Here is a 21,305-nt window from a genome sequence, read left to right as displayed (position 1 = left end):
GCGCAGGTCCGCGCGGGCGGGAGGGGTCGGGGAGTGGCGCTGCCGAGGCATAGGGGAAGGGTCCTCGCGCTCCCGCGGCGGCGCAACAGGCGAAGGTCCCGGACGCCCACGACGTCTCATGGGCACCGCTCCCCATCGAGGCGCGCGCACGTCTGTGGGTAAGGTCCGTGCGGCACCTCTCCCCGAGACTCCCGGAGCTCCTCATGCGTCCTGTCCGTTCCGCAGCCCGCCTCACCGTCGCCGCCGCGCTCGCGCTCGGCCTCACCGCGTGCACCATCAACGTCGGTGGCGACACGCCCGAGACGCCGGCGCCGGAGGAGACGACCGCCGAGGAGTCGGCTCCGGTCGAGGACGCGGAGGAGGTCGACGACGCCGCGGCCGAGGAGACCGGCTCGAGCGGCGAGCTGCCCGACTGGGCGAACCCCGTCACGAACCCGGGCGAGCAGATCTCGACCTTCAACGTCGGCGACGTGCGCATCGACGTCTACCAGGTGGGCGTCACGCAGGCGACGAAGGACGGCCTGTTCGTCGACCCGGAGAGCAACCAGCCGATCATCGCCGAGGGCGACGACATCGTCTTCGTCAATTACGTCATCACGAACGAGGGCGCGCCGATCGACCTCGGCTCGAGCCTCGTGAGCATCGACGAGCGCTACGACGACTGGCCCTACATGCAGGGCATGGACACGATCGTCGACGACTCGCTGTACGAGGCGCAGGGCGTGAACGCCGACGCGATGCACGACCAGGCGTACCGCGAGCCGACGGTCTACACGTTCGGCACCGGCCAGTCGTACTCCTACGCGACGAACTTTCGCTACCAGCCGGGCTCGCCCATCACGTTCGACGGCACGATCGTCCCGGTCGACGCCGAGGGCGAGCTCCTGCACGACGAGCGCATGGAGGGTGAGGGCACGGGCACCATCTCCTGATCCCTCGCGGCTCCCTGCCGCACGCGAGCGCCCTGGTCCTGCGGACCAGGGCGCTCTGCCGTCTCACCCGAGGGTCGTCCCACCGGCAGGTGTCACCCACCGCCGGGCTCCACCTCACCGCCGCGTGAGGTCCTCGTAGTCCGGGTGGCGCTCGATGTACGCGCGGATGAACGGGCACAGCGGCACGACGCGCTCTCCCGACGCGCGGACCTGGTCGAGCGCGCCCGCGGCGAGCGCGGAGCCGACGCCCCGACCCTCGAACGCCGGGTCGACCTCGGTGTGCGTGAAGATCACCTTCCCGGGCTCGCGGACGTAGGCGGCGAAGCCGGCGACGACGCCGTCGTCGGTCCGGGCCTCGAAGCGGTCACCCGCGTCGGTGACGGTGACGGTCGTAGCGCGGGGTGCGGGGCTGTCGGTCATGGCGCCCATCGTCGCCGCCGCACCGCCGTCGGACAACCGGCGGGCGCGGGCCGGGCCGCGGGGCGAGACGGTCGTCACGTCCCGCGGCGAGCCGCGAATTCGCTACCGGGCGGACGGCATCCGGGTGCGACACTGGGACGGTGGTCCAGGATTCCCCGTCGCGCGCTGACGACCCCGAGAACCCCGAGCACCGGCGGGACGACCTGACGACCGAGGAGACGACGTCGGGAACGCCGCCCGAGGACGCCGCCCCCGCCTCGCGCAACCCCTACCGCGCCGTCCTGTCGCTCCCCGGCGCGTGGCGGTTCTCCGCGGCGGCGCTCGTCGCGCGCCTGCCCATGTCCATGGTCGGGATCGGCACGATCCTCATGATCCAGGGCATCTACGGCGAGTACGCGCTCGCCGGTCGCGTCGCGGCGGCGCTCGTCGTCGCGCAGGCGATCGTGTCCCCGCAGATCGCGCGCCTCGTCGACCGGACCGGGCAGCGCGTCGTCATGCTGCCGATGCTCGCCGCGACGACGTTCGGGCTCGGCGGCCTCATCCTGTGCGCGGTGCTGCGCGCACCCGAGTGGACGCTCTACGTGTTCGCCGCGGTCTCCGGCGCGACGCAGGGGTCGTACGGCTCGATGGTCCGCGCGCGCTGGACGCACACCGTGCCCGACGCGCGGCGCCTGCACACCGCCTACTCGCTCGAGTCCGCGCTCGACGAGCTCGTGTTCGTCGTCGGCCCGGTGCTCGCGACGGTGCTCGCCACGAGCGTGTCGCCCTCCGCGGGGCTGCTCGTGCCCCTGGTCGCGGCGGTCGTGGGCGGGCTGTGGTTCCTGTCGCAGCGCGCGACCGAGCCGCCCGTCGTCGTGCCCGAGGCGGGGGTGAAGCAGCGCTCCGCGATGCGCTCGACGGGCATGATCGTGCTCGCCGTGATCTTCGTGGCGATGGGCATCGTGTTCGGCGCGACCGACGTCTCGACCATCGCGTTCGCCGAGGAGGAGGGCCAGAAGGGCGCGGCCGGCGTCATCCTCGCCGTGTTCGCCATGGGCTCGCTCATCTCCGGCCTCGTCTACGGCGCCCGCCACTGGGTGTCGCCGCTGTGGCGACGGTTCGTCATCGGGATCGTCGCGCTCGCCGCAGGCGTGTCGCTGTTCTTCTTCGTCACGTCGATCCCCGTCCTCGCCGCGGTGATGTTCGTGACCGGGTTCGCCATCGCGCCCACGCTCATCAACGGCAACAACCTGGTGCAGAACCTCGTCGCGCCGAACCAGCTCACCGAGGGGCTCGCGTGGGTCGGCACGGCGCTCGGCGTGGGCGTGTCCATCGGGTCGTCCGTCGCCGGGTCGCGCATCGACGCCGGCGGCGCGCACGCCGGGTTCGAGGTGGTCGTCGCGGCGGCGGCGCTCGCCGTCGTGCTCGTGCTCGTGGCCCTGCGGTCGCTGCGCCGCAGCGCGGACCGCGAGGACGTCGCGCCGGCGCACTGACGCCGCCCAGCCCGGGGTCTCTCCGCAGGCGGGGCCGTGGCTGAGGAGCAACCCCTGCTCCGGCGGCATGGCGGTCAGGACGGGTCTGCGCCCGAGAGGTGGGCGCGCTCGCCCTCCTGGTCGAAGATCGTGAGGATCTCGACCGGTCCGTCGTGCGCACCGAACGAGTGCGGCACCATCGTCGAGAACTCCGCCGCCTGCCCCTCGTGCACGAGGATCCGGCGGTCCGCGAGGTAGACGACGGCCGTCCCCGACAGGACCGTGAACCACTCGTGCCCCGGGTGGACGCGCTGGTGCTCGGGGCCGACAGCCCTCTCGGGCGTCAGGCGCATCTTCGCCACCATCGTCCCGGGACGGTCTCGCGAGAGCAGCCACGTGGTCTCCCCCGGCCGGCGCTGGGGCTCGGGCCGGATGACGACGTCCTCGTCGTCGACCGGCTCGACGAGCTGGTCGAGCGTCGTGCCGAGCGCCCGCGCGATCGGCACGAGCTGGTCGAGCGCGATGCGGCGGTGCCCGGTCTCGAGACGGCTGAGCGTCGACGGGCTGAGGAAGCACCGCGCCGCCAGGGCGTCCAGGGTCCAGCCGCGCGCGAGGCGCAGCCCGCGGATGCGCTGCCGGACGACGGCGTCGAGGTCAACTTCTTGCGTCATGAGCAAGATCCTATGTCGCAGACGCAGAAGGGTCCTACGGTGGAACGTATGGACTTCCCCGGGCACGACCACCACCACGGCTCCGACCACGGGCACGGCCCCACGCAGGTGCACGGCCATGAGCACGGCCATGACGCGGACGGGCTGGCCGAGCTGCTCGAGCTCGACGCGTCGGTGTTCGGGACGCTGCTCGACGAGGCGGTGTCGGTCGCCGTCGCGCACGCGCCCCGCCCGACGCGCACCGTCGTCGACCTCGGCGCGGGCACCGGCACGGGGACGCGGGCACTCGCGCGCGCGTTCCCGGACGCGGAGGTCGTCGCGGTCGACGCCGACGCGAAGATGCTCGAGCGACTGCGCTCCGGGCTCGCCGGGACCGGCCTCGCGAGCCGGGTGCGCACGGTCGAGGCCGACCTCGACGCCGGCTGGCCGGGCGTCGGTGCCGCCGACGTCGTGTGGGCCTCCGCGTCGCTGCACCACGTCGTCGACCCGGCGCGGGTCCTGCGCGACGCTCACGACGCGCTCGTGCCCGGTGGCCTGCTCGTCGTCGTCGAGATGACCGCCACCACTCCGGTCCCGCCCGACGGCGTCGCGCACCCCGAGCTCGCCGCCCACCTCGAGCGTGCCCTGGGCCAGGCGGGATGGAACCGCTACCCCGACTGGTCGCCGTACCTGACCGACGCGGGCCTGGACCTCGTCGAGCGGCGCGAGCCGACCGCCGTCGTGCCGCCCGGGCCGGACGTGACGCGCTGGGCGCACGCGACCACGACCCGCCAGCGCGAGCACCTCGCCGACCACCTCGACCCCGACGACCTCGCCGCGCTCGACGCGGTCGTCGCGGCGACGAGCCCCGCCGACCCGGCACCCGCGCACACCGTCGGCGCGCGCGGCGGCCGCATCGTCTGGGCCGCCCGCCGCCCCCGCTGACCCCCTTCCCCTGCTGAGGAGAGCCATGACCACCATGTCCGAGAACACCGTCCACGACGTCGCGATCGTCGGCGGAGGCCCCGCCGGGCTGAGCGCCGCGGTGACACTCGCGCGGTCCCTGCGCTCCGTCGTCGTGCTCGACGCCGGCGAGCCGCGCAACGCGCCCGCGGAGGGCGCGCACAACCTGCTGGGGCGCGAGGGGATCCCGCCGCGTGAGCTGCTCGCCGCGGGTCGCGCCGAGGCCGAGGGCTACGGCGCCGAGGTCCGTGACGCGCGCGTGACCCGCGGGGCCGGCGACGTCGAGACGGGCTTCGCACTCACGCTCGACGACGGCGGGACGGTCCGTGCGCGCCGCGTCCTGCTCGCGACGGGCCTGGTCGACGAGCTCCCCGACGTCCCCGGGGTCCGCGAGGGCTGGGGGTCGAGCGTGCTGCACTGCCCGTTCTGCCACGGCTGGGAGGTGCGCGGGCAGCGGATCGCGGTGCTCGCGACCGGGCCCGCCGCGGCGCACCAGGTGCTGCTGTTCCGCCAGCTCACGCCGCACGTCACGCTCTTCCAGCACACCGCGCCCGAGCTCGACGACGCCACGTGGGAGCAGCTCTCGGCGCTCGGCGTGCGCGTGGTGGAGGGCGAGGTCGCGCGCCTCGACGTCGAGGGGCGGGCCGTACGGTCCGTCGTGCTCGCGGACGGGACGTCGTTCCCGGTGGACGCGGTCGTCGTCGGGCCGCGGTTCGTCGCGCGTGGCGAGCTGTTCGAGCAGCTCGGCGGCACGCTCGAGGAGCACCCCTTCGGGCGGTTCGTGCCCGCCGACCCGCGCGGCGCGACAGCCGTCCCGGGAGTCTGGGCGGCCGGGAACTCGAGCGACCTCATGGCGCAGGTGGGCGCGTCCGCCGCGGCCGGGGTCATGGCCGGCGCCGGGATCCACGGCGAGCTCGCACTGGCCGACGCCGCTGCCGCCGTCGCGCGCCGCCGCACCCCGTCCGCAGCGGCCCGGCCCTGACGCCGATCCGACCGCCGTCCACGTCCCGGGCCGTCGCCGAACCCGGGTTTGTCGCCCAGGAGTACGCCGAACCCGGCGACATCCCCGGGTTCGGCGCCCTGGGGTGCGACAAGCCCGGGTTCGGCACCGGGTGGGGCGGGGCGGGCGGGCGGGCAAGGCGGGCGGGGTGGGCGGGGCGGGGCGGGGCGCGGCGACCGTGATGCACGAGACGCCGCCTCATGCTGCGGCGCGCGCGGGCCCGGCGCACGATGGAGACGAACCCGAGCCCACCCGCTGGAGGTACGTCATGCCGTTCGGAATCGGTCGCTCCCCGCAGGACAAGCGCAACCGCACGGTCGCGGACCTGCTCGTCGCGCAGCTCATCGAGGCGGGGGTGCGGCGGATCTACGGCATCGTCGGCGACAGCCTCAACCCCGTGGTCGACGCCGTGCACCGGTCCAACGCGGGCGAGAACGCGGGCAAAGGGATCGAGTGGATCCACGTGCGCCACGAGGAGGCGGCCGCGTTCGCCGCGGCCGCCGAGGCCGAGGTCACGGGCAGCCTCGCGGTGTGCGCGGGGTCGTGCGGGCCGGGCAACCTCCACCTCATCAACGGCCTCTACGACGCCAACCGGTCACGCGTGCCCGTGCTCGCCATCGCGAGCCACATCCCGAGCAAGCAGATCGGCACCGGGTTCTTCCAGGAGACGCACCCCGACCGCCTGTTCACGGAGTGCTCCGTCTACTCGGAGATGATCTCGAGCGCCGAGCAGGCGCCGCGCGTCATCAACTCCGCGATCCACCACGCGTACGGCGCGCGCGGCGTCTCCGTCCTGACGCTCCCGGGCGACGTCGCCGACCTCGACGCGCCCGCCGCCGTGCCCGACGTCGCGTGCCGGCCCGCTCCCCCGCGCGTCGTCCCCGACGCCGCGGCGGTCCAGGAGCTCGCCGCGGCGATCGACGCGGCGAAGAAGGTGACGATCTTCGCCGGCGCGGGCGTGCGCGGCGCGCACGACGACGTGATCGCGCTCGCCGACAAGATCGCCGCGCCCGTGGGCCACTCGCTGCGCGGCAAGGAGTTCATCCAGTACGACAACCCGTTCGACGTCGGCATGTCCGGCCTGCTCGGCTACGGTGCCGCGTTCGACGCCATGCACGACTGCGACCTGTTGATCCTGCTCGGCACCGACTTCCCCTACGACCAGTTCCTCCCGGAGTCCGTCCGCACGGCGCAGGTCGACGTCGACCCGACCCACCTCGGCCGCCGCACGCGCCTGGACCTCGCGGTCGTGGGCGACGTCGGCGAGACCGTGCGCGCGCTCCTGCCGCTCGTGAAGAAGGCGCGGTCGCGCAAGTTCCTCGACGCGATGGTCACCAAGCACGAGAAGGCGATGACCGGCGTCGTCGGGGCGTACACGAAGAAGGTCGAGCGCACGACGCCGATCCACCCCGAGTTCGTCGCCGACACGCTCGACCAGGTCGCTTCCGACGACGCGGTGTTCACCGTCGATACGGGCATGTGCAACGTGTGGGCGGCGCGCTACATCACGCCCAACGGGAAGCGCCGCGTCATCGGGTCGTTCCTCCACGGCTCGATGGCCAACGCGCTCCCCCACGCCATCGGCGTCGCCGCCTCGCAACCCGGCCGCCAGGTCGTCGCGATGTCCGGCGACGGCGGGCTCTCGATGCTGCTCGGCGAGCTCGTCACGCTCAAGCACTACGACCTGCCGGTCAAGGTCGTCCTCTTCGACAACGCGAGCCTCGGCATGGTGCGCCTCGAGATGCTCGTCGACGGGCTGCCGATGTTCGGCACCGAGTCACCGCAGGTCGACTACGCCGCGGTCGCGAACGCCGTCGGCATCCCGGCGGTGCGCGTGGAGAAGCCCAAGGACCTGCGCCGCGCGCTCCAGGAGGCGCTGCACCGGCCCGGGCCGGCGCTCGTCGACGTCGTCACCGACCCCCGCGCGCTCTCGATCCCGCCGAACATCACCGCGGGCCAGGTCCGCGGGTTCGCGGTCGCGATGAGCAAGGAGGTCCTCGGCGGCGGCATGGGCGAGGTCGTCTCGATGGCCCGCGCCAACCTGCGCAACGTGCCCCGCCCGTGACCGACGAGCCCACGCTCGCGGACGTCCGCGACACCGCCCGGGAGGTCTTCGGCTACCGCGACCTGCGCCCCGGGCAGCGCGAGGCGATCGCCGCGCTCCTCGACGGGCGCGACGTCCTGCTCGTCCTGCCGACCGGTGCCGGCAAGTCGGCGGTCTACCAGGTCCCGGGACTCGAGCTGCCCGGGCCGACGCTCGTCGTCTCGCCGCTCATCGCGCTCCAGCAGGACCAGGTGCGTTCCCTGCTCGAGCTCGGCGACGACGACGCGCGGGCCGCGGCCGTGAGCTCCGCGGTGCCCGCCGCCGAGCGGCGTGCCGCGCTCGAGGCCGCCGCGGCGGGCGAGCTGGAGTTCCTCTTCCTGTCGCCCGAGCAGCTCGCCAACGAGGAGGTCCTCGACGCGGTGCGCGCCGCCCGGCCCAGCCTCGTCGCCGTCGACGAGGCGCACTGCGTCTCGACCTGGGGGCACGACTTCCGGCCCGAGTACCTGCGCGTCGGCGAGCGCCTCGACACGCTCGACCCGCGGCCGCCCGTGCTCGCCCTCACCGCGACGGCGTCCCCGCCCGTGCGCGAGGACGTGGCGGAGCGCCTGCACCTGCGCGACGCCGCGGTGATCGTCCGCGGGTTCGCCCGCCCGGGGATCGCGCTCGAGGTCGTGCGCACCGTCGAGGCGGCGGACAAGGACCGCGCGGTCGTCGAGCGCGTCCGCGCGGAGGCCGAGCACGGCGTGGGGATCGTCTACGTGGGCACGCGGCGTCGCACGACCGAGGTCGCCGACGCGCTCGCGGAGGCGGGCCTGCGCACCGCGGCCTACCACGGCGGGCTGCGGCGGGCCGAGCGTGACGAGGCCCAGAGGCGCTTCACCGAGGACGAGGTGGACGTCGTCGTCGCGACGTCCGCGTTCGGCATGGGCATCGACAAGCCGGACGTGCGGTTCGTCGTGCACGCCGACGTCCCCGGCTCGCCGGACTCCTACTACCAGGAGGTGGGACGCGCCGGGCGCGACGGCGAGCCCGCCGTCGCGGTGCTCTTCTACCGCCCCGAGGACCTGGGGCTCCAGCGCTTCTTCGCCGTGAGCGTGCCCGACCGCGACGACCTGCGCGAGGTCGCTCGTGCCCTCGGCCCCGGGACGTCGAGCACCCGTGCGGCCGACGGTCGGGCCCGCCTGCCCCGGCGCCTCGCGCGCCTGCGCGCGCTCGTCGAGGACGCGCGCGCTCTCGCCGGGGACGACGCGCGTCCGGCCGCGGTGGCCGACACCGCGCGAGACCTCGCCGAGGCCCGGCGCCGGGTCGACGACTCGCGCCTGGAGATGATGCGCGCGTACGCCGAGACGGCGCAGTGCCGCCGCCAGTTCCTGCTCGCCTACCTCGGGGAGGACCTGCCCGATCCGTGCGGCCGTTGCGACACGTGCTGGGCCGGCACGGCGGCCGAACGGTCGGCCGACGACGACGCGGCCCCCTGGTCGACCGGCACCACCGTGCAGCACCCGGAGTTCGGCGCGGGGACCGTCATGGGGTACGAGGGGGACGACCGCGTGACGGTCCTCTTCGAGACCCACGGGTACCGGACGCTGAGCCTCGACGCCGTGGCGGAGCAGGACCTCCTCACCCCGTCCTGACCCCGGGGCCGCGCCCGGGCGGGCCGGTAGCATCGCCGCGTGCTCACCAAGGCGTCGGTCACGCAGGACCAGGTCGCGGCCGTCGTGGCGCCGCTCGGCAAGGCCGTCGGCGTCGAGCCGCTGAGCGGCGGGATGTTCGCCAGCGTCTTCGCCGTGGACCTGGCCGCGCCGCCCGGGAGCCCGCTGCCCGACGGCGTCCCCGCGCGTGTCGTCGTCAAGGTCACCGGGGCGGACACCTCGCGCCTGCTGCGCTACGAGCACGGCATCCTCACCACGGAGGACGCCGCCTACCGGGCGGCGCACGCCGCCGGGCTGCCCGTCCCGCGCGTGCTGCACGCCGACCTCACGCGCGAGCACGTGGACGGCGACGCGCTCGTCGTCACGTTCCTCGACGGCTCCCTGTGGAGCGGTCGCGAGCTCGACGACGCGGCCACCGCGGTGGTGCGCCGCGGGCTCGGGTCGTTCATGGCCCGGCTGCACCGGATCACGGGCGACCGGTTCGGGTACCCGGCCCCGGCGTCGGACCTGGCCGCGACACGGTGGCCCGACGCGTTCGCCCGCATGGTCGAGGCCGTGCTCGACGACGCCCGCCGCTGGGGCGTGGAGCTCCCCGAGGCCCGGGCGCGCGACGCCGTCGCGCGCCACCGCGACCTGCTCGCCCACGTGCCGGTCCCCCGGCTCGTGCACGCGGACCTGTGGCCCGGGAACGTGCTGCTCGGCGGCCACGACCAGGCGACCGACGACGCGGGCACGGACGGCCTCGCGATCGTCGGCGTGCTCGACGCGGAGCGGTCGCTGTGGGGAGACCCGCTGTTCGAGCTGGCCGGGGCGGACCAGCTCGGTGCCGGGCCGGTCGACCCCGACCTGATCGCGGGGTACGCCGCCGCGGGCGGGGAGCTGGGCCTGGGCGACGGCACGCCGGGCTCGGGCGACCCCGACGCGTGGACGCGACTGCGCCTGTACCGCGCGTACCTCGCGTGCGTCCTCACCGTCGAGGTGGTCCCGCGCGCCTATGAGGGCGACTGGGTCGAGGGGTACGTCGGCACCGCGCGCGCGAACCTCCTGCGGATGCTCGACGAGCTCGGCTCCTGACCGGGGCCGTCGCACCTGGGGAGTGCTCCCCATGCTCGGACGCCCAGGGCGGCCTCTCGGCACGGTCGGGTCACGATAGGGTGTGCGTACGTTCACGACAACTCCACACGCCACGTCGGGACGACACGTCCGCACGACACACCGCACGGCCGCCCGCTGCAGCAAGGGACCTCGCATGATCGCGTTCATCGTCATCGGCATCGCCGGACTCGCCCTCCTGCTCCTCTCGCTGCTCGTCGGCGAGATCGTCGACCTGGGTGACGGCGCCGTGTCGGGGACGTCGCTCGGCGTGGGTGGTGTGGTCTTCGGCGCCGTCGGCGTGATCGTGGCGTCCAACGACCTGCCGACCTGGCTCGCGTACGTAGGGTCGCTCGTCGTGGCGCTGGTCGTCATGGTGCTCGTCCAGGCCCTGGTCAAGCACCTGCGCGAGTCGGAGGACGGCGTCCCGACGTCGCTCGTCGGCGTGCAGGGCACCGCGACGACCGCGATCGACCCCGCGCGCGGCGAGGTCTCGCTCGACGCGGCGCACGAGCTCGAGCGCCGCCTCGCGTGGTCCGACGAGCCCATCCCGGAGGGCGCGCGCGTCGTCGTGCTCGAGCAGTCCGGGAGCCGCGTGCGCGTCCAGCGCCACTACCCCAACGACTGAGGTTCTGAAGGACCGACCGCGACGCCCCGAGCGTCGACCCGTGGGTGCCGCGCACCCGCACGCATCACCGGCGGCCCGGCCGGGCACCGCCCGGCCCGTCCACCGAGCACTGCCGCACGCCCTGACCTGCCCGCACCCACGGAAGGAGACGCGCCCCGGCGCGGACCATGTTCGACGACACGAACCTCATCACGACCCTGGCGATCGTCGCCCTGGTCATCGCGTTCTTCGCGGTGGTCATCTTCATCAGCAAGCGCATCCGCCGCGTCCCGCCGAACGAGGCCCTGGTCATCGTCGGCCGCGGCGCGGGCCGCAAGGAGGCCGCAGGGAGCGGGCAGAAGGTCGTCGTCGGCGGCCGCACGTTCGTGTGGCCGATCCTCCAGCAGGGCTTCTCCATCTCGCTCGAGCAGCGCCAGATCGGCATCACGGTCGAGGGTGTGGACAAGAACCGCATCAAGATCGCCATCAAGGCGTCGATCAACTTCAAGGTCCGCGGTGACGAGGAGGGCGTGCGTCGCGCGGCCCAGCGCTTCCTCTCCCAGCAGGGCACGCTGACGGAGATCATCAAGGAGTCCCTCGAGGGCTCGCTGCGCTCCATCGTCGGCGACATGACGATCGAGCAGATCATCTCCGACCGCAAGGGCCTGTCCGACCGCGTCGTCGAGTCCACCAAGGCCGACCTCTCGGAGCAGGGCCTCCAGGTCGACCTGCTCAACATCTCCGACATCTCGACGCCGGGCTCGGACTACCTCGCCAACCTCGGCCGCGCCGAGTCGGCCCGCGCCCGCCAGGTCGCCGAGGTCTCCGAGGCCGAGGCGCAGCGCGCGTCCGAGTTCGCCGTCATCGAGGCGGCCGAGCAGATCGCCGAGCGCCAGAAGGCGCTCGACCTCAAGCGCGCCGCGATCAAGGCCGACACCGACCGCGCCAACGCCGAGGCCGAGGCCGCGGGCCAGCTCGCGCGCGCCGAGCAGGACCGCCTCGTCGCGCAGCAGGAGCGCGAGGCGCTCGCCGAGCAGGCGCGCGTGACGCAGGAGCGCCTCGACATCGAGATCCGCAAGCCCGCCGAGGCCAAGGCCTACGCCGAGGTCCAGGAGGCGAACGCGCGTCGTGACGCCGCGAACGCCGCGACCGAGGCCGACGCGTACAAGCGCACCGTCATCGCCGAGGCGAACAAGACGGCCGCGATCCAGGACGCCGAGGCGTCCGCGCAGGCCGTGCGCCGCGCCGGTGAGGCCGAGCGTGACCGCCAGGTCGCCCTCGCCGCCGGTATCAAGGCCGAGGGTGAGGCGCGCGCCGCCGCGATCGAGGCCGAGGGTCGCGCCGAGGCGGCGGCGACCGACGCCAAGGCCGACGCGCTCCAGAAGTACGGCGAGGCGGCCCTGGTGCAGGAGCTCATCGAGCGCCTGCCCGAGATCGTGCGCGCCGCGGCCGAGCCGATCGGCAACATCCAGGGCATGACCGTCGTCTCGACCGACGGCGCGTCCGCGGTGACGAAGAACGTCGCGTCGGTCCTCGGCGAGGGCCAGGGCGTCATCAAGCAGCTCACCGGCGTCGACATCAACCAGCTCATCGCCAACCTCGCGGGCACGCAGCTCACGCCGTCGGGCGAGTCGTCGTCGAACGGCACCTCGCACTGACCCACCCTGCCGAGCATGTGGTTGTGGCCCGTCCGGACGTCCGGACGGGCCACGACCACATGGTCGACGGACCGGGCGCGGGCCGGTCTGATCAGGTCCAGCCGAGTCGGCCGAACGCGTCGAGCGCGAGCAGGACGCCGAGGATGCCCAGCACCCAGCCGGTCATGTCGGTCGCGTTCCTCGTCAGCCACGCGTCGAGCCGGCGCAGCAGCGGGTCGACCGCGCGTGCAGCGACGACGCGCCCGAGCAGCAGCAGGAGCGCGGGCGCGATCATCACGACGCAGTAGGCCGCCAGGATGCCGCCGGTCGCGGGCCAGCCGACGTCCGACGTCGTGAGCAGACCGATCGCGGCGAGGTACGGCAGCATCGTCCCGACCTCGAGCGCGACGGCTCCGAGCGCGAGCCCCATGAGCGGCAGCACGGACGGGCGGGTCCGCACCGCACCGGCACCGTCCGCGTCCGCCTCGATCCCCAGCGCGCGCTCGCGCCAGCGGGTGAGCCGCCCCGGGCGGGGGGCCGACGTCGTCCCTGCTGCCGGCGAGGTCGGCCCGCCCGGTACGTCGGTCGGGGCACCGACCGACGCCGGTGCGACGGCGGCCGCGCGCGCGTCCCGCCGGGCCGCGCGCTTGCTGTCGAACCGGAAGCTCAGCGCGAAGAGGCCGATGCCGAGCAGGAGCTGCACGATCGCCGCGGCGCGGGTGTCGAGGGCGTCGCCGAACCGGTCGAGGAAGGCCCCTGCGCCCAGCAGGACGACGATCCCGACGGCCAGGTAGAACGCGGCGACCGTGCCGAGGTAGACGAGCACGCGCCCGGCCCGCAGGCGGCCCGGGGCGAGGAGCAGCCAGACGGGGATCAGCAGCGTGCCGAAGCTCGTGGAGTCGATGAGGGCCAGTACGACGAGCACGCCCGCCATCGCGGCGAGGCCGAGGCCGGGCCCGCCGACGGCGTCGAGGTCGAGAGGGATGTCCATGCCGTCGAGCCTCGCCCCCGGGGCACCGTCCCGTCGTCGGGCGAACGGCCGACCCGGGGCCATCGGCGGCGCCACCCCGGGGGCGGCGGCGCCGCCGTCGTACACCGTTCGGCCGATCCGTCGATCCGCGCACTGTGCTGGGATAGGTGCGTGAGCACGGACGGCGGGACGGACGAGGCGCGCCCCGGCAAGCCCGGGCGCTCCGGCACCTGGCAGGTGGCGGTCCGGTCGGTACCCCAGGTCTGGCGCATCGAGGACCGCCGCAACGACGCCTTCTCCGCCGTCACCACGTTCGTCCTCGGGTGGGTCCTCCTCGAGGTGGGCCTCGTCGGGATCGTGCGCGCGCCGTTCGTCGTCGAGCCGGCGGAGCCGTGGTGGCGCGTCGCCCTGCTCGGGGCCGGCTGCCTCCTCATCCTCGTCAAGCGCGCCCACCCGATCCTGGCGCTCCTCGGCGGCGTCGCCGTCACCGCCGTCGACGTCCGGTGGGGCGGCAGCCTCGCGATCACGCTCGTCCTGTGGGACCTGCTCTACGCCGCCGCACTGTGGTCGGGGCCGCGGGCGCGCGCGTGGCTCTGGGGGGTGGCCGTGACCGTCGCGGTCCTGGGCTCCGTGGCGGCGGGCGAGGCCGCGCGCGACGTGCGGCAGTTCGTGTACATGGGTCTCCAGCTCGGAGCCGTGCTCCTCGTGCCGATGTGGTGGGCGACCAACGTGCGCACCAAGAGCGAGCTCGCCGAGCTCGCGGACGAGCGCGCCGACCTCGCGGCGCGCGAGGCGGAGGCCGCGGCGCGCACGGCCGACCTGGAGCGGCAGCGGGCGAGCGACCTCGAGCGCATCGCGGAGCTCGACCGGCACGAGGCGGTGCAGGCCGAGCGCGCCGCGATGGCGCGCGACCTGCACGACGTCATCGCCTCGCACCTGTCCACCATCGCGATCCACTCCGGGGCCGCGCTCGCCCTCCTGCCCGACGCGGCGAAGGACCGGGCCGCGCTCGAGCAGGTGCGCGCGAGCGCCGTCGCGTCCCTCGACGAGATGCGGTCGATGATCCTGCTGCTCCGCACGGAGGGTCGGCGCGACGACGTCCCCGACGCCGTGGCCGCGCCGGGCCGGCTCGCGGGCCTCGACGCCCTGCTCGACGCCGCGCGCGCCACCACCACGGTCACGCTCGACGACCCCGACGGCGTCGCCGCGTCGGACCTGCCCGCCGCGGCGGACCAGGCGCTGTTCCGGATCGTGCAGGAGGCCGTGACGAACGCGCTCAAGCATGCGCCGGGGTCGCCCGTGACGGTGCGGCTCGTCCGCGACGGGTCGGCCGTCGTGCTCGAGGTGCGCGACGACGGCGCGCCGGGCTCGGCGGCGGTCGAGGCCCCCCTGAGCGCGGGCACCGGGCTGCTGACCATGCGCGAGCGGGCGGACGGCCTCGGCGGGACGTTCGAGGCGGGGCCGACGACGGCCGGCGGATGGGCCGTGCGCGCGACAGTCCCGGTCGCCGAGCGTCCGATCGAGAGGGAGAACGCGTGACGTCACGACCGGTCCGGGTGCTGCTGGCCGACGACCACGCGGCGATCCGCGCGGGCCTGCGCCTCCTGCTCGACGCCGCCGACGACGTCGAGGTCGTCGGCGAAGCGTCCGACGGCACCGCGGCGATCACCAACGCCCGGGCGCTGCGGCCCGACGTCGTGCTCATGGACCTGCGCATGCCCGGCGTCGACGGCATCGAGGCCACCCGCGTCATCACGGGCGAAGGGCTCGCCGACGTCCTCGTGCTCACGACGTTCGACCTCGACGAGTACGTCGACGGCGCGCTCCGCGCGGGCGCCGCGGGCTTCCTCCTCAAGTCCGCGGAGCCCGCCGCGCTGCTCGACGCGGTCCGTCGGGTCGCCGACGGCGACGGCGTGCTCGCGCCCGAGGTCACGCGCCGCCTCCTCGCCGCGTTCGCGCGCGGCCCGGCGGCCGACGGCGCCCCGCGTCCAGACCCGACCGCCCGCCCGGGCGGGCCCGCAGCTCCGGCCGGGGGACCGCCCTCGGACACCGGCGGTGGCCTCCCGACACCCGCCGCCGGGCCGAGCACCGACGCGAGCGGGCCGGCCCAGGATCCACGGCTCGCCGACCTCACGCCCCGCGAGGTGGACGTGCTCGCGGCGCTCGGCCGCGGCCTCTCCAACCAGGGCATCGCGGCGGACCTCTACATCACCGAGGCCACGGCCAAGACGCACGTCTCGCGCGTCCTCGCCAAGCTCGGCGTCGCGACCCGCATGCAGGCGGCCATCGTGGCCCGCGACACCGGCCTCGCCTGACCGCCCACCCCAAGGGGTAGAACCCTGGTCGCGCGAGGTAGAACTCCGGTCCCGCGGGGTAGAACCCCGGTCGCGCGACGTAGAACCGTGGTCGCACAACCACGGTTCTACCTCGGCGGACCACGGTTCTACCTCGGCTGACCACGGTTCTACCTCGCGCACCCACGGGCGCGGTCCCGGCCCTGGCCCGGCGGTCGTGCCGTCAGCGCGGGAGGTGGCGGGTCGTGCGGTCGAGGTAGGTATCGGCGTCGAAGTCGTCCATGAGCGCGCTCTGGACGATGAAGCCCTGGCACGCGGCGACGAACAGCGGCGCCTGCTCGGCGCCGACCGCCGCCGCGCGCGCGGGGTCGAGCCCGTGCGTGCGCTCGTGCCACGCCGCGACGTAGGTCGCGAAGACCGAGCGCAGACGGGCGAGGACGGCCGAGGCGAACTCGAGGATGCGAGGGTCGGTCACGGCCTCGCCCCAGACCTGGAGCAGGATCGCGGTGCTGCCGAGCTCGCGCACCACCCCGTGCATGAGGACGGCGACCAGGTCGGACGGCGGAGGGAGCGGGTCGCGCTCGGCGAGTCGTTCGACGTCGGCGATGCGCCCGCCGACGATCCGGCCCGCGACGTCGTGCACGATCGCCATCTTGGAGTCGTAGTAGCCGTAGATCGCCCCGGCGGAGAGCCCGGACTCGGCGATGATCTCCGCCATCGAGGTGGCTGTGAAGCCCTTGCGGCGGAACACGCGCAGGGCTGCGGCGGCGATGTCGTCGCGCCGCTGCGCCCGGTACTCGTCGCTCACCCGTGGCATGCGCCCACTTTAAACCGAACGATCGTTCTTGACAGAGGGCGCCGACAGGTCGACCCTTTAGAGAACGAACATTCGTTTTACGAGAGGTCTCCCCATGAGTTCCGCCGCCGCCCCGCACACGCACTGGCCGCGCGTCGTGACGACTGCCGTCGGGCTCGTCGCCCTCGTCGCGGTCGTCGTCCTCGCGTTCCTCTGGCCCTCCGTCACCGCCGAGCCGAAGGACCTCCCCGTCGCGGCCGCGGGCGACCCCGCCGTCGTCGCCCAGGCGCAGGCCGGGCTGGACCAGAACGCACCGGGCGCGATCGAGCTCGTCGCCGTCGCCGACCGTGACGCGGCCGTCGACCTCGTCGAGTCCCGCGACGCGTACGGTGCGCTCGTCCTCGGGCAGCAGCCCGAGGTCCTCACCGCCTCGGCGGCGAGCCCCGCCGTCGCGCAGCTCCTCGCGGGCCTCCAGCCCGCGCTCCAGGCGCAGGTCGACGCCGCCGCGACCGCGCAGGGCGTGCCCGCCGACGCGGTCCCGACCGTGGCGGTGACCGACGTCGTCCCGCTCTCGGCGGACGACGCGCGCGGCACCACGCTCGCCGCGGCGTCGTTCCCCCTCGTGCTCGGGGGGATGGTCGGTGGCATCGCCATCTCGCTCGCGGTCGTCGGCGTGTGGCGTCGTGTCGCCGCGCTGGGCGTCTACGCGGTCGTGGGCGGGCTCGCGATCGCGGCGGTCCTGCACGGCCTCGGCGGGCTGCACGGCGCGTACCTCGCCGACTCGCTCGCCGTCGCGCTCACGCTGCTCGGCATCGGGGGCACGATCGTCGGCGCCGTCGCGGTGCTCGGGCGCCCCGGCATCGCCGTGGGCCCCGTCCTGTTCCTGCTCGTCGCGAACCCGCTCTCCGCGGCCGCGATGCCGGTCGAGTTCCTGCTCAGCCCGTGGGGCGCCGTCGGGCAGTGGTTCCCGCCGGGTGCGTCCGCGACCCTCCTGCGCGACCTGTCGTACTTCCCCGGCGCAGGCACGACCTTCCCCTGGCTCGTGCTCACGGGATGGGCCGCGCTCGGGCTCCTGCTCTCGCTCGTCGGCCACTTCCGCGACCGCGGCGCGGCGACCCCCACCGCCCTCCGCGAGGCGGACGACGTCGCACCCCCGCCCGAGCGCGTGGGCGCCGCGCGCTGACCGAGCACGCGGCACCGACGCCGGGCCCGGTCCGTCAGGCCGGGACGAGGTCCGGGCTCTGCACGACGAGCGCGGCGTGGCGCGCGCCCGCCTCCATCGCCTCCTCGACGCCCGCGCCCCGCAGGTGCGCGTCGAGGAAGCCCGCGAAGAAGCCGTCGCCCGCACCGTTCGTGTCGACGACGTGCGGCACGTGCTGTGCGGGCACCTCGACGAAGCCGCCCTCGGGCGTGAGCGCGACGGCACCGCGCGACCCGTGCGTGCACACCACGAGCCGTGCGCCCGCGTCGACCCGCGCGGACATGAAGCCGCGCCAGTCCTCGAGGCGGTCCCCGCTGAGGAACACGTGCGTCCCGGCGTCGACCCAGGGCCGGTGGAACGCGGACTCGCCGTCGTAGTCGTGCAGGTCGACCCAGACGTCGCGACCGCGCGACACCGCGAGGTCGAGCACGGGGAGCGCCGGGAGCGCGAGGTCGACCACGACGGCGCGTGCCGCGTCGAGCGCCGCGACCGCGACGTCCCACGACGCGCCCCGGGCCGCGACCTCGCCGGGGGCGCGCAGATAGACCGAGACGCGCCCGCCGTCGTCGTCCATGAGGTTGAGGTGGCTCTCGGTGCGCCCGTCGGGCGAGGGCTCCGCGAGCACCCGCACGCCCGCACCGTCGAGCACGGACCGGACGCGCGCGGCGTCGTCGTCCTCCCCGAGCACGGTGCGCAGCAGCACCGACCGACCGAGCCGCGCGAGGTTGAGCGCCTTGCCCGCCGAGGTCCCCCCGACCGTGTGGCGGTGCGACCGGGCGAACACGGTGTGCGGTGTGGGCGCGGGCAGCTCGTCGAGCTGCACGAGGAGGTTCCACGACGCCGGCCCGGCGACCAGGATCTCGGTCCCGACGGGGTCGGGCAGGGCGGTGGACGGGAGCGTCGCGTCGGTCACGTCGCGCACCCTATCCCCGGTCAGTCCGTGACCGTGATGCCGAGGCTGTGCGCGAACGTCGCTGCGAGGCGCGCGAGCTGGGTCGAGTCGATCGTCGCGCCCCGCAGGGACTCGATGCCGCTCAGCTCGTCGATCTCCGCGCCCCGGAGGTCGACGTGCGCGAGCGTGGACCCCTGCACGTCGAGCCGGCGCACGCGCGTGCCCTCGAACGCCACGCGCAACGCGTCCGCGGCGACGAGGTCCAGCTCGTCGATCGTGCAGTCGGTGAACATCACGTCGCGCAGGGTCGTGCCCCGCAGGTTGACGAAGCCGAGCTTGCAGCCGACGAACCGGACCCCCGCCCACGACGACTCGTACAGCTCGGCGGACCCGAGCCGCGCGCCGTGCACCTCGACCTCGCGCCACCGGCCGCGTGTCCCGCGCAGCACGGGCACGTCGAGACGGTCGAGCACCACCTCCGTGAGCGTCACCGCCCCGAGGTCCGCCTCGTCGGCGCGAACCTGGTCGAGCCGCGTCGAGAACACGCTCGCGCCGTGCAGGTCGAGCCGGTCGAGGCGGAGGTCGACGAGCTCGAACCCTTCGAGGTCGGCCTCGGCCTCGAGGTCGTACGCGTCGCCGCGCTGCAGGTCGTCCAGGACGACCGGGTCGATCACGGGCGGCTCGGTCGTCGGCTTCTTCGGGCGCACGCCCCGAGCCTAGGACCCGCCACCGACGCCCCGCGCCACGGGCGTGCGCGCCTTGATCACCTCGAAGATCGCCGACCAGTTGTCCCGCCCGTGCCCGGCGGCGAGCGCGCGCTCGTAGTGCGACAGGACCGCGCGCGGCAGCACGTCGTCGACCCCGAGCTCCTCGCTCGCTCCGAGGACGTGCGCCGCGGTCGCGCCCATCATCGTCGCGGTGCTGAGGTGGCCCGGGTGGACGCCGGTCTCGAACTCCGTCCCCGGAGCACCGTCGCCCCCGATCATCGCGGGCGTCTCGACGAGCGTGCGCAGCGCCTCGGGGACGAACTGCGTGGGCGCGACCCCGGCCGCCTGCGCGAGCGCGGTCGCGTGCGCGAGGCCCGACAGCGCGGTGAGGAAGACGTCGAGCTGCGCCTGGTAGAGGACCTGCGCGCGGCCCGGGTCCTCGCCGAGGTAGCGCGGCGTGCCGAGCAGCGCGAGCGTGCTCTCGTGCGCGCGGAAGGCCGCCTCCGGACCGGAGTAGTACACGTACGCGTCCGGGGTCCCGACCAGGGGCGCGGGCACCATGACGCCGCCGGTCACGAGCGTCGCGCCGTGCTCGTCCGCCCAGCGCGCGGCGGCGCGCGTCGCGTCCGGCGTGTCCGAGCTGAGGTTCACGGCCGTCCGGCCGCGCAGGACGTCGGTCGCCCCGCCGAGGACGTCGTACATCGCCGCGTAGTCCGTCAGGCTCAGCAGGACGACCTCGCTCGCCGCGACCGCCTCGGCCGGGGTCGCGGCGAGGACGGCGCCCTCGGCCACGAGCGCGTCGGCCCGCGACGGCGTGCGGTTCCACACGGTGACGGGGTGGCCCGCGCCGAGCAGCGTGCGGACCATGGCCTGGCCCATCGGACCCAGGCCGATCAGCGTGACGGCGGCGTGCGCGCTCATCGTGCTCCTCCTGCGGTGACGCTGCGGTCGTGGATGCGGGCAGTGGTGCGGGCAGGGTCGCGGATGCTCTCGACGACGCGCGCGAACCCGTCGGCACCGTGGCCGGCGTCGACCTGGCGGTCGATGAGCGCCTGCACGGCCGCGACGACGTCGGCCGAGAGCCCGGCCTCCTCGCTCGCCCGCACCAGGTGGGTGAGGTCGGAGAAGTCGAGGCTCTGCTGGCCGGGACCGGCGTAGTCGCGGCGGTCGATCACGTCCGCGTAGCCCGCGAGCTCCGACGTCATCGCGACGAGCCACGGCGCGGCGCGGCGCGCGAAGTCGCTCGCGCTCACGCCCGCGGTGCCGACCATGGCGACGCCGTGGAAGAAGCCCGCGAACATCGCGTACATCCCCGCAAGCAGCGCGAGGTCGTAGAGCGGCGCGAGGCCCGGGTCCTCGCCGAACCACGTGCTCTCGCCCCACGTGTCGAGCACGGGACGGGCGCCGTCGAACGCGGCGCGCGACCCGCTGTACAGGACCTCGGCCCCCGGCCCGCCGATCATCCCGGGGACGGCCATGATGCCGCCGTCCAGGTAGGTCGCCCCGTGGGAGCCGGCCCAGGCGGCGAGCTCGCGGGACTCCTCGGGCGTCGTCGTCACGAGGTTGACGAGCGTCCGGCCCCCGAGCGCGTCCGCGACCGGGTCCAGGGTCTGGTGCACCGACGCGTGGTCGAGCAGGACCGCGACGACGAGCGGCGAGGCGGTGACGGCGTCGCGCACCGATGCCGCCTCGCGGGCGCCGGCCCCGACGAGCGCGTCCGCACGGCCCGGCGTGCGGTTCCACACGGTCGTCGGGTGGCCGGCGGCGACGGTCGCGGCGGCGAGGGCGCTGCCCATCGCGCCCAGGCCGAGGACGGTGACGGGGCGCGCTGCGGGTGCTGCGGGTGGTGGCGGTCGGGCATCGTTCCTCCGGGTCGGTGGGTGGGTCCTCGGGCGGCCGACGGCGCGGCGTGCCCTCGCGGTCCACCCTCCCCGGCGTACGGTCGCCCGGGAAGAACGCACTTCGAGGTGGGGTTCTCACCACTGGGTGAGCGTGCA

General features: G+C 74.8%; 20 protein-coding genes. 12 read left to right on the top strand and 8 right to left on the bottom strand.

Features of this window, described 5'->3' with window-relative positions; genetic code table 11:
- Nucleotides 1-203: 203 nt before the first annotated feature.
- Entirely contained in the window at nucleotides 204-932 is a 729-nt protein-coding gene (locus JN535_RS02660) for a hypothetical protein (RefSeq protein ID WP_205201742.1), read from the top strand.
- Between the two features lie 114 nt (nucleotides 933-1,046).
- Here JN535_RS02660 and JN535_RS02655 read toward each other — a convergent pair whose 3' ends face one another.
- The gene (locus JN535_RS02655; RefSeq protein WP_205201740.1) at nucleotides 1,047-1,352 is read right to left on the bottom strand and encodes a GNAT family N-acetyltransferase; all 306 of its coding nucleotides are present in this window, start codon (nucleotides 1,350-1,352) and stop codon (nucleotides 1,047-1,049) included.
- A gap of 140 nt (nucleotides 1,353-1,492) precedes the next feature.
- On the opposite strand from JN535_RS02655, the gene JN535_RS02650 reads away from it, so the two are divergent.
- Nucleotides 1,493-2,824, top strand: coding sequence for an MFS transporter (locus tag JN535_RS02650; protein ID WP_374100407.1), 1,332 nt, complete (start codon nucleotides 1,493-1,495; stop codon nucleotides 2,822-2,824).
- Between the two features lie 74 nt (nucleotides 2,825-2,898).
- Here JN535_RS02650 and JN535_RS02645 read toward each other — a convergent pair whose 3' ends face one another.
- Nucleotides 2,899-3,474: a helix-turn-helix domain-containing protein gene (locus JN535_RS02645; protein ID WP_205201738.1), complete on the bottom strand. Its 576-nt coding sequence runs from the start codon at nucleotides 3,472-3,474 to the stop codon at nucleotides 2,899-2,901.
- A gap of 48 nt (nucleotides 3,475-3,522) precedes the next feature.
- Here JN535_RS02645 and JN535_RS02640 point away from each other — a divergent pair, with 48 nt between their 5' ends.
- The 7 genes from JN535_RS02640 to JN535_RS02610 all read left to right on the top strand — a co-directional run bounded on the left by JN535_RS02640 (nucleotide 3,523) and on the right by JN535_RS02610 (nucleotide 12,469).
- Complete coding sequence (locus tag JN535_RS02640; protein WP_205202999.1) at nucleotides 3,523-4,398, top strand: class I SAM-dependent methyltransferase; 876 nt, start codon at nucleotides 3,523-3,525, stop codon at nucleotides 4,396-4,398.
- A 25-nt stretch (nucleotides 4,399-4,423) separates the two neighbouring features.
- Nucleotides 4,424-5,398 carry an NAD(P)/FAD-dependent oxidoreductase gene (locus JN535_RS02635; RefSeq protein WP_307868127.1) on the top strand — a complete coding sequence of 325 codons (975 nt, stop codon included), beginning with the start codon at nucleotides 4,424-4,426 and terminating at the stop codon, nucleotides 5,396-5,398.
- Between the two features lie 286 nt (nucleotides 5,399-5,684).
- Nucleotides 5,685-7,481: a pyruvate dehydrogenase gene (locus JN535_RS02630; RefSeq protein ID WP_205201737.1), complete on the top strand. Its 1,797-nt coding sequence runs from the start codon at nucleotides 5,685-5,687 to the stop codon at nucleotides 7,479-7,481.
- Nucleotides 7,478-9,094 carry a RecQ family ATP-dependent DNA helicase gene (locus tag JN535_RS02625; protein WP_205201736.1) on the top strand — a complete coding sequence of 539 codons (1,617 nt, stop codon included), beginning with the start codon at nucleotides 7,478-7,480 and terminating at the stop codon, nucleotides 9,092-9,094. The genes JN535_RS02630 and JN535_RS02625 overlap by 4 nt, the downstream gene beginning before the upstream one ends.
- Nucleotides 9,095-9,133: 39 nt before the next feature.
- Nucleotides 9,134-10,186: a phosphotransferase family protein gene (locus tag JN535_RS02620; RefSeq protein WP_307868126.1), complete on the top strand. Its 1,053-nt coding sequence runs from the start codon at nucleotides 9,134-9,136 to the stop codon at nucleotides 10,184-10,186.
- 175 nt (nucleotides 10,187-10,361) lie between these two features.
- Nucleotides 10,362-10,832, top strand: a complete 471-nt coding sequence (locus JN535_RS02615; RefSeq protein WP_205201735.1) for an NfeD family protein — start codon at nucleotides 10,362-10,364, stop codon at nucleotides 10,830-10,832.
- Between the two features lie 167 nt (nucleotides 10,833-10,999).
- Entirely contained in the window at nucleotides 11,000-12,469 is a 1,470-nt protein-coding gene (locus JN535_RS02610) for a flotillin family protein (protein WP_205201734.1), read from the top strand.
- 91 nt (nucleotides 12,470-12,560) lie between these two features.
- On the opposite strand, the gene JN535_RS02605 is transcribed toward JN535_RS02610, so the two are convergent.
- The gene (locus JN535_RS02605) at nucleotides 12,561-13,439 is read right to left on the bottom strand and encodes a GAP family protein (RefSeq protein WP_240200426.1); all 879 of its coding nucleotides are present in this window, start codon (nucleotides 13,437-13,439) and stop codon (nucleotides 12,561-12,563) included.
- 150 nt (nucleotides 13,440-13,589) lie between these two features.
- On the opposite strand from JN535_RS02605, the gene JN535_RS21420 reads away from it, so the two are divergent.
- A complete protein-coding gene (locus tag JN535_RS21420; protein ID WP_205201729.1) occupies nucleotides 13,590-14,957 on the top strand; it encodes a sensor histidine kinase in 1,368 nt (455 codons plus the stop codon).
- On the top strand, nucleotides 14,954-15,733 hold the full coding sequence (locus tag JN535_RS02595; RefSeq protein ID WP_307868124.1) for a response regulator transcription factor: 780 nt from the start codon (nucleotides 14,954-14,956) through the stop codon (nucleotides 15,731-15,733). Before JN535_RS21420 ends, JN535_RS02595 begins: the two co-directional genes overlap by 4 nt.
- A gap of 202 nt (nucleotides 15,734-15,935) precedes the next feature.
- Here JN535_RS02595 and JN535_RS02590 read toward each other — a convergent pair whose 3' ends face one another.
- A complete protein-coding gene (locus tag JN535_RS02590) occupies nucleotides 15,936-16,529 on the bottom strand; it encodes a TetR/AcrR family transcriptional regulator (protein ID WP_205201725.1) in 594 nt (197 codons plus the stop codon).
- Nucleotides 16,530-16,623: 94 nt separating this feature from the next.
- On the opposite strand from JN535_RS02590, the gene JN535_RS02585 reads away from it, so the two are divergent.
- A complete protein-coding gene (locus tag JN535_RS02585) occupies nucleotides 16,624-17,691 on the top strand; it encodes an ABC transporter permease (protein ID WP_205201723.1) in 1,068 nt (355 codons plus the stop codon).
- Between the two features lie 34 nt (nucleotides 17,692-17,725).
- Here the strand turns inward: JN535_RS02585 and JN535_RS02580 are convergent, their stop codons facing one another.
- From JN535_RS02580 to JN535_RS02565, 4 genes are read right to left on the bottom strand one after another with little or no spacing between them, the layout of a single operon-like run.
- A complete protein-coding gene (locus JN535_RS02580) occupies nucleotides 17,726-18,622 on the bottom strand; it encodes a carbohydrate kinase family protein (RefSeq protein ID WP_307868123.1) in 897 nt (298 codons plus the stop codon).
- Nucleotides 18,623-18,642: 20 nt separating this feature from the next.
- A complete protein-coding gene (locus tag JN535_RS21415; protein WP_205201721.1) occupies nucleotides 18,643-19,308 on the bottom strand; it encodes a pentapeptide repeat-containing protein in 666 nt (221 codons plus the stop codon).
- A 9-nt stretch (nucleotides 19,309-19,317) separates the two neighbouring features.
- Nucleotides 19,318-20,229 carry an NAD(P)-dependent oxidoreductase gene (locus tag JN535_RS02570; RefSeq protein ID WP_205201719.1) on the bottom strand — a complete coding sequence of 304 codons (912 nt, stop codon included), beginning with the start codon at nucleotides 20,227-20,229 and terminating at the stop codon, nucleotides 19,318-19,320.
- Nucleotides 20,226-21,269 (bottom strand): NAD(P)-dependent oxidoreductase, encoded by a 1,044-nt coding sequence (locus JN535_RS02565; RefSeq protein ID WP_307868121.1) that lies wholly within the window; start codon nucleotides 21,267-21,269, stop codon nucleotides 20,226-20,228. The genes JN535_RS02570 and JN535_RS02565 overlap by 4 nt, the downstream gene beginning before the upstream one ends.
- Nucleotides 21,270-21,305 lie beyond the last annotated feature (36 nt).

It is taken from the genome of Cellulosimicrobium cellulans (assembly GCF_016921195.1).
Lineage (GTDB): Bacteria > Actinomycetota > Actinomycetes > Actinomycetales > Cellulomonadaceae > Cellulosimicrobium > Cellulosimicrobium cellulans_F.
Note: the sequence above shows the minus strand (reverse complement) of the source record. Positions and strands in the feature narration are given on the sequence as shown.

Coding starts and splice junctions, on each gene's coding strand:
- JN535_RS02660 (WP_205201742.1), top strand. CDS start 204: ATGCGTCCTGTCCGTTCCGCAGCCCGCCTCACCGTCGCCGCCGCGCTC.
- JN535_RS02655 (WP_205201740.1), bottom strand. CDS start 1,352: ATGACCGACAGCCCCGCACCCCGCGCTACGACCGTCACCGTCACCGAC.
- JN535_RS02645 (WP_205201738.1), bottom strand. CDS start 3,474: ATGACGCAAGAAGTTGACCTCGACGCCGTCGTCCGGCAGCGCATCCGC.
- JN535_RS02640 (WP_205202999.1), top strand. CDS start 3,523: ATGGACTTCCCCGGGCACGACCACCACCACGGCTCCGACCACGGGCAC.
- JN535_RS02635 (WP_307868127.1), top strand. CDS start 4,424: ATGACCACCATGTCCGAGAACACCGTCCACGACGTCGCGATCGTCGGC.
- JN535_RS02630 (WP_205201737.1), top strand. CDS start 5,685: ATGCCGTTCGGAATCGGTCGCTCCCCGCAGGACAAGCGCAACCGCACG.
- JN535_RS02615 (WP_205201735.1), top strand. CDS start 10,362: ATGATCGCGTTCATCGTCATCGGCATCGCCGGACTCGCCCTCCTGCTC.
- JN535_RS02610 (WP_205201734.1), top strand. CDS start 11,000: ATGTTCGACGACACGAACCTCATCACGACCCTGGCGATCGTCGCCCTG.
- JN535_RS02605 (WP_240200426.1), bottom strand. CDS start 13,439: ATGGACATCCCTCTCGACCTCGACGCCGTCGGCGGGCCCGGCCTCGGC.
- JN535_RS02590 (WP_205201725.1), bottom strand. CDS start 16,529: ATGCCACGGGTGAGCGACGAGTACCGGGCGCAGCGGCGCGACGACATC.
- JN535_RS02585 (WP_205201723.1), top strand. CDS start 16,624: ATGAGTTCCGCCGCCGCCCCGCACACGCACTGGCCGCGCGTCGTGACG.
- JN535_RS02570 (WP_205201719.1), bottom strand. CDS start 20,229: ATGAGCGCGCACGCCGCCGTCACGCTGATCGGCCTGGGTCCGATGGGC.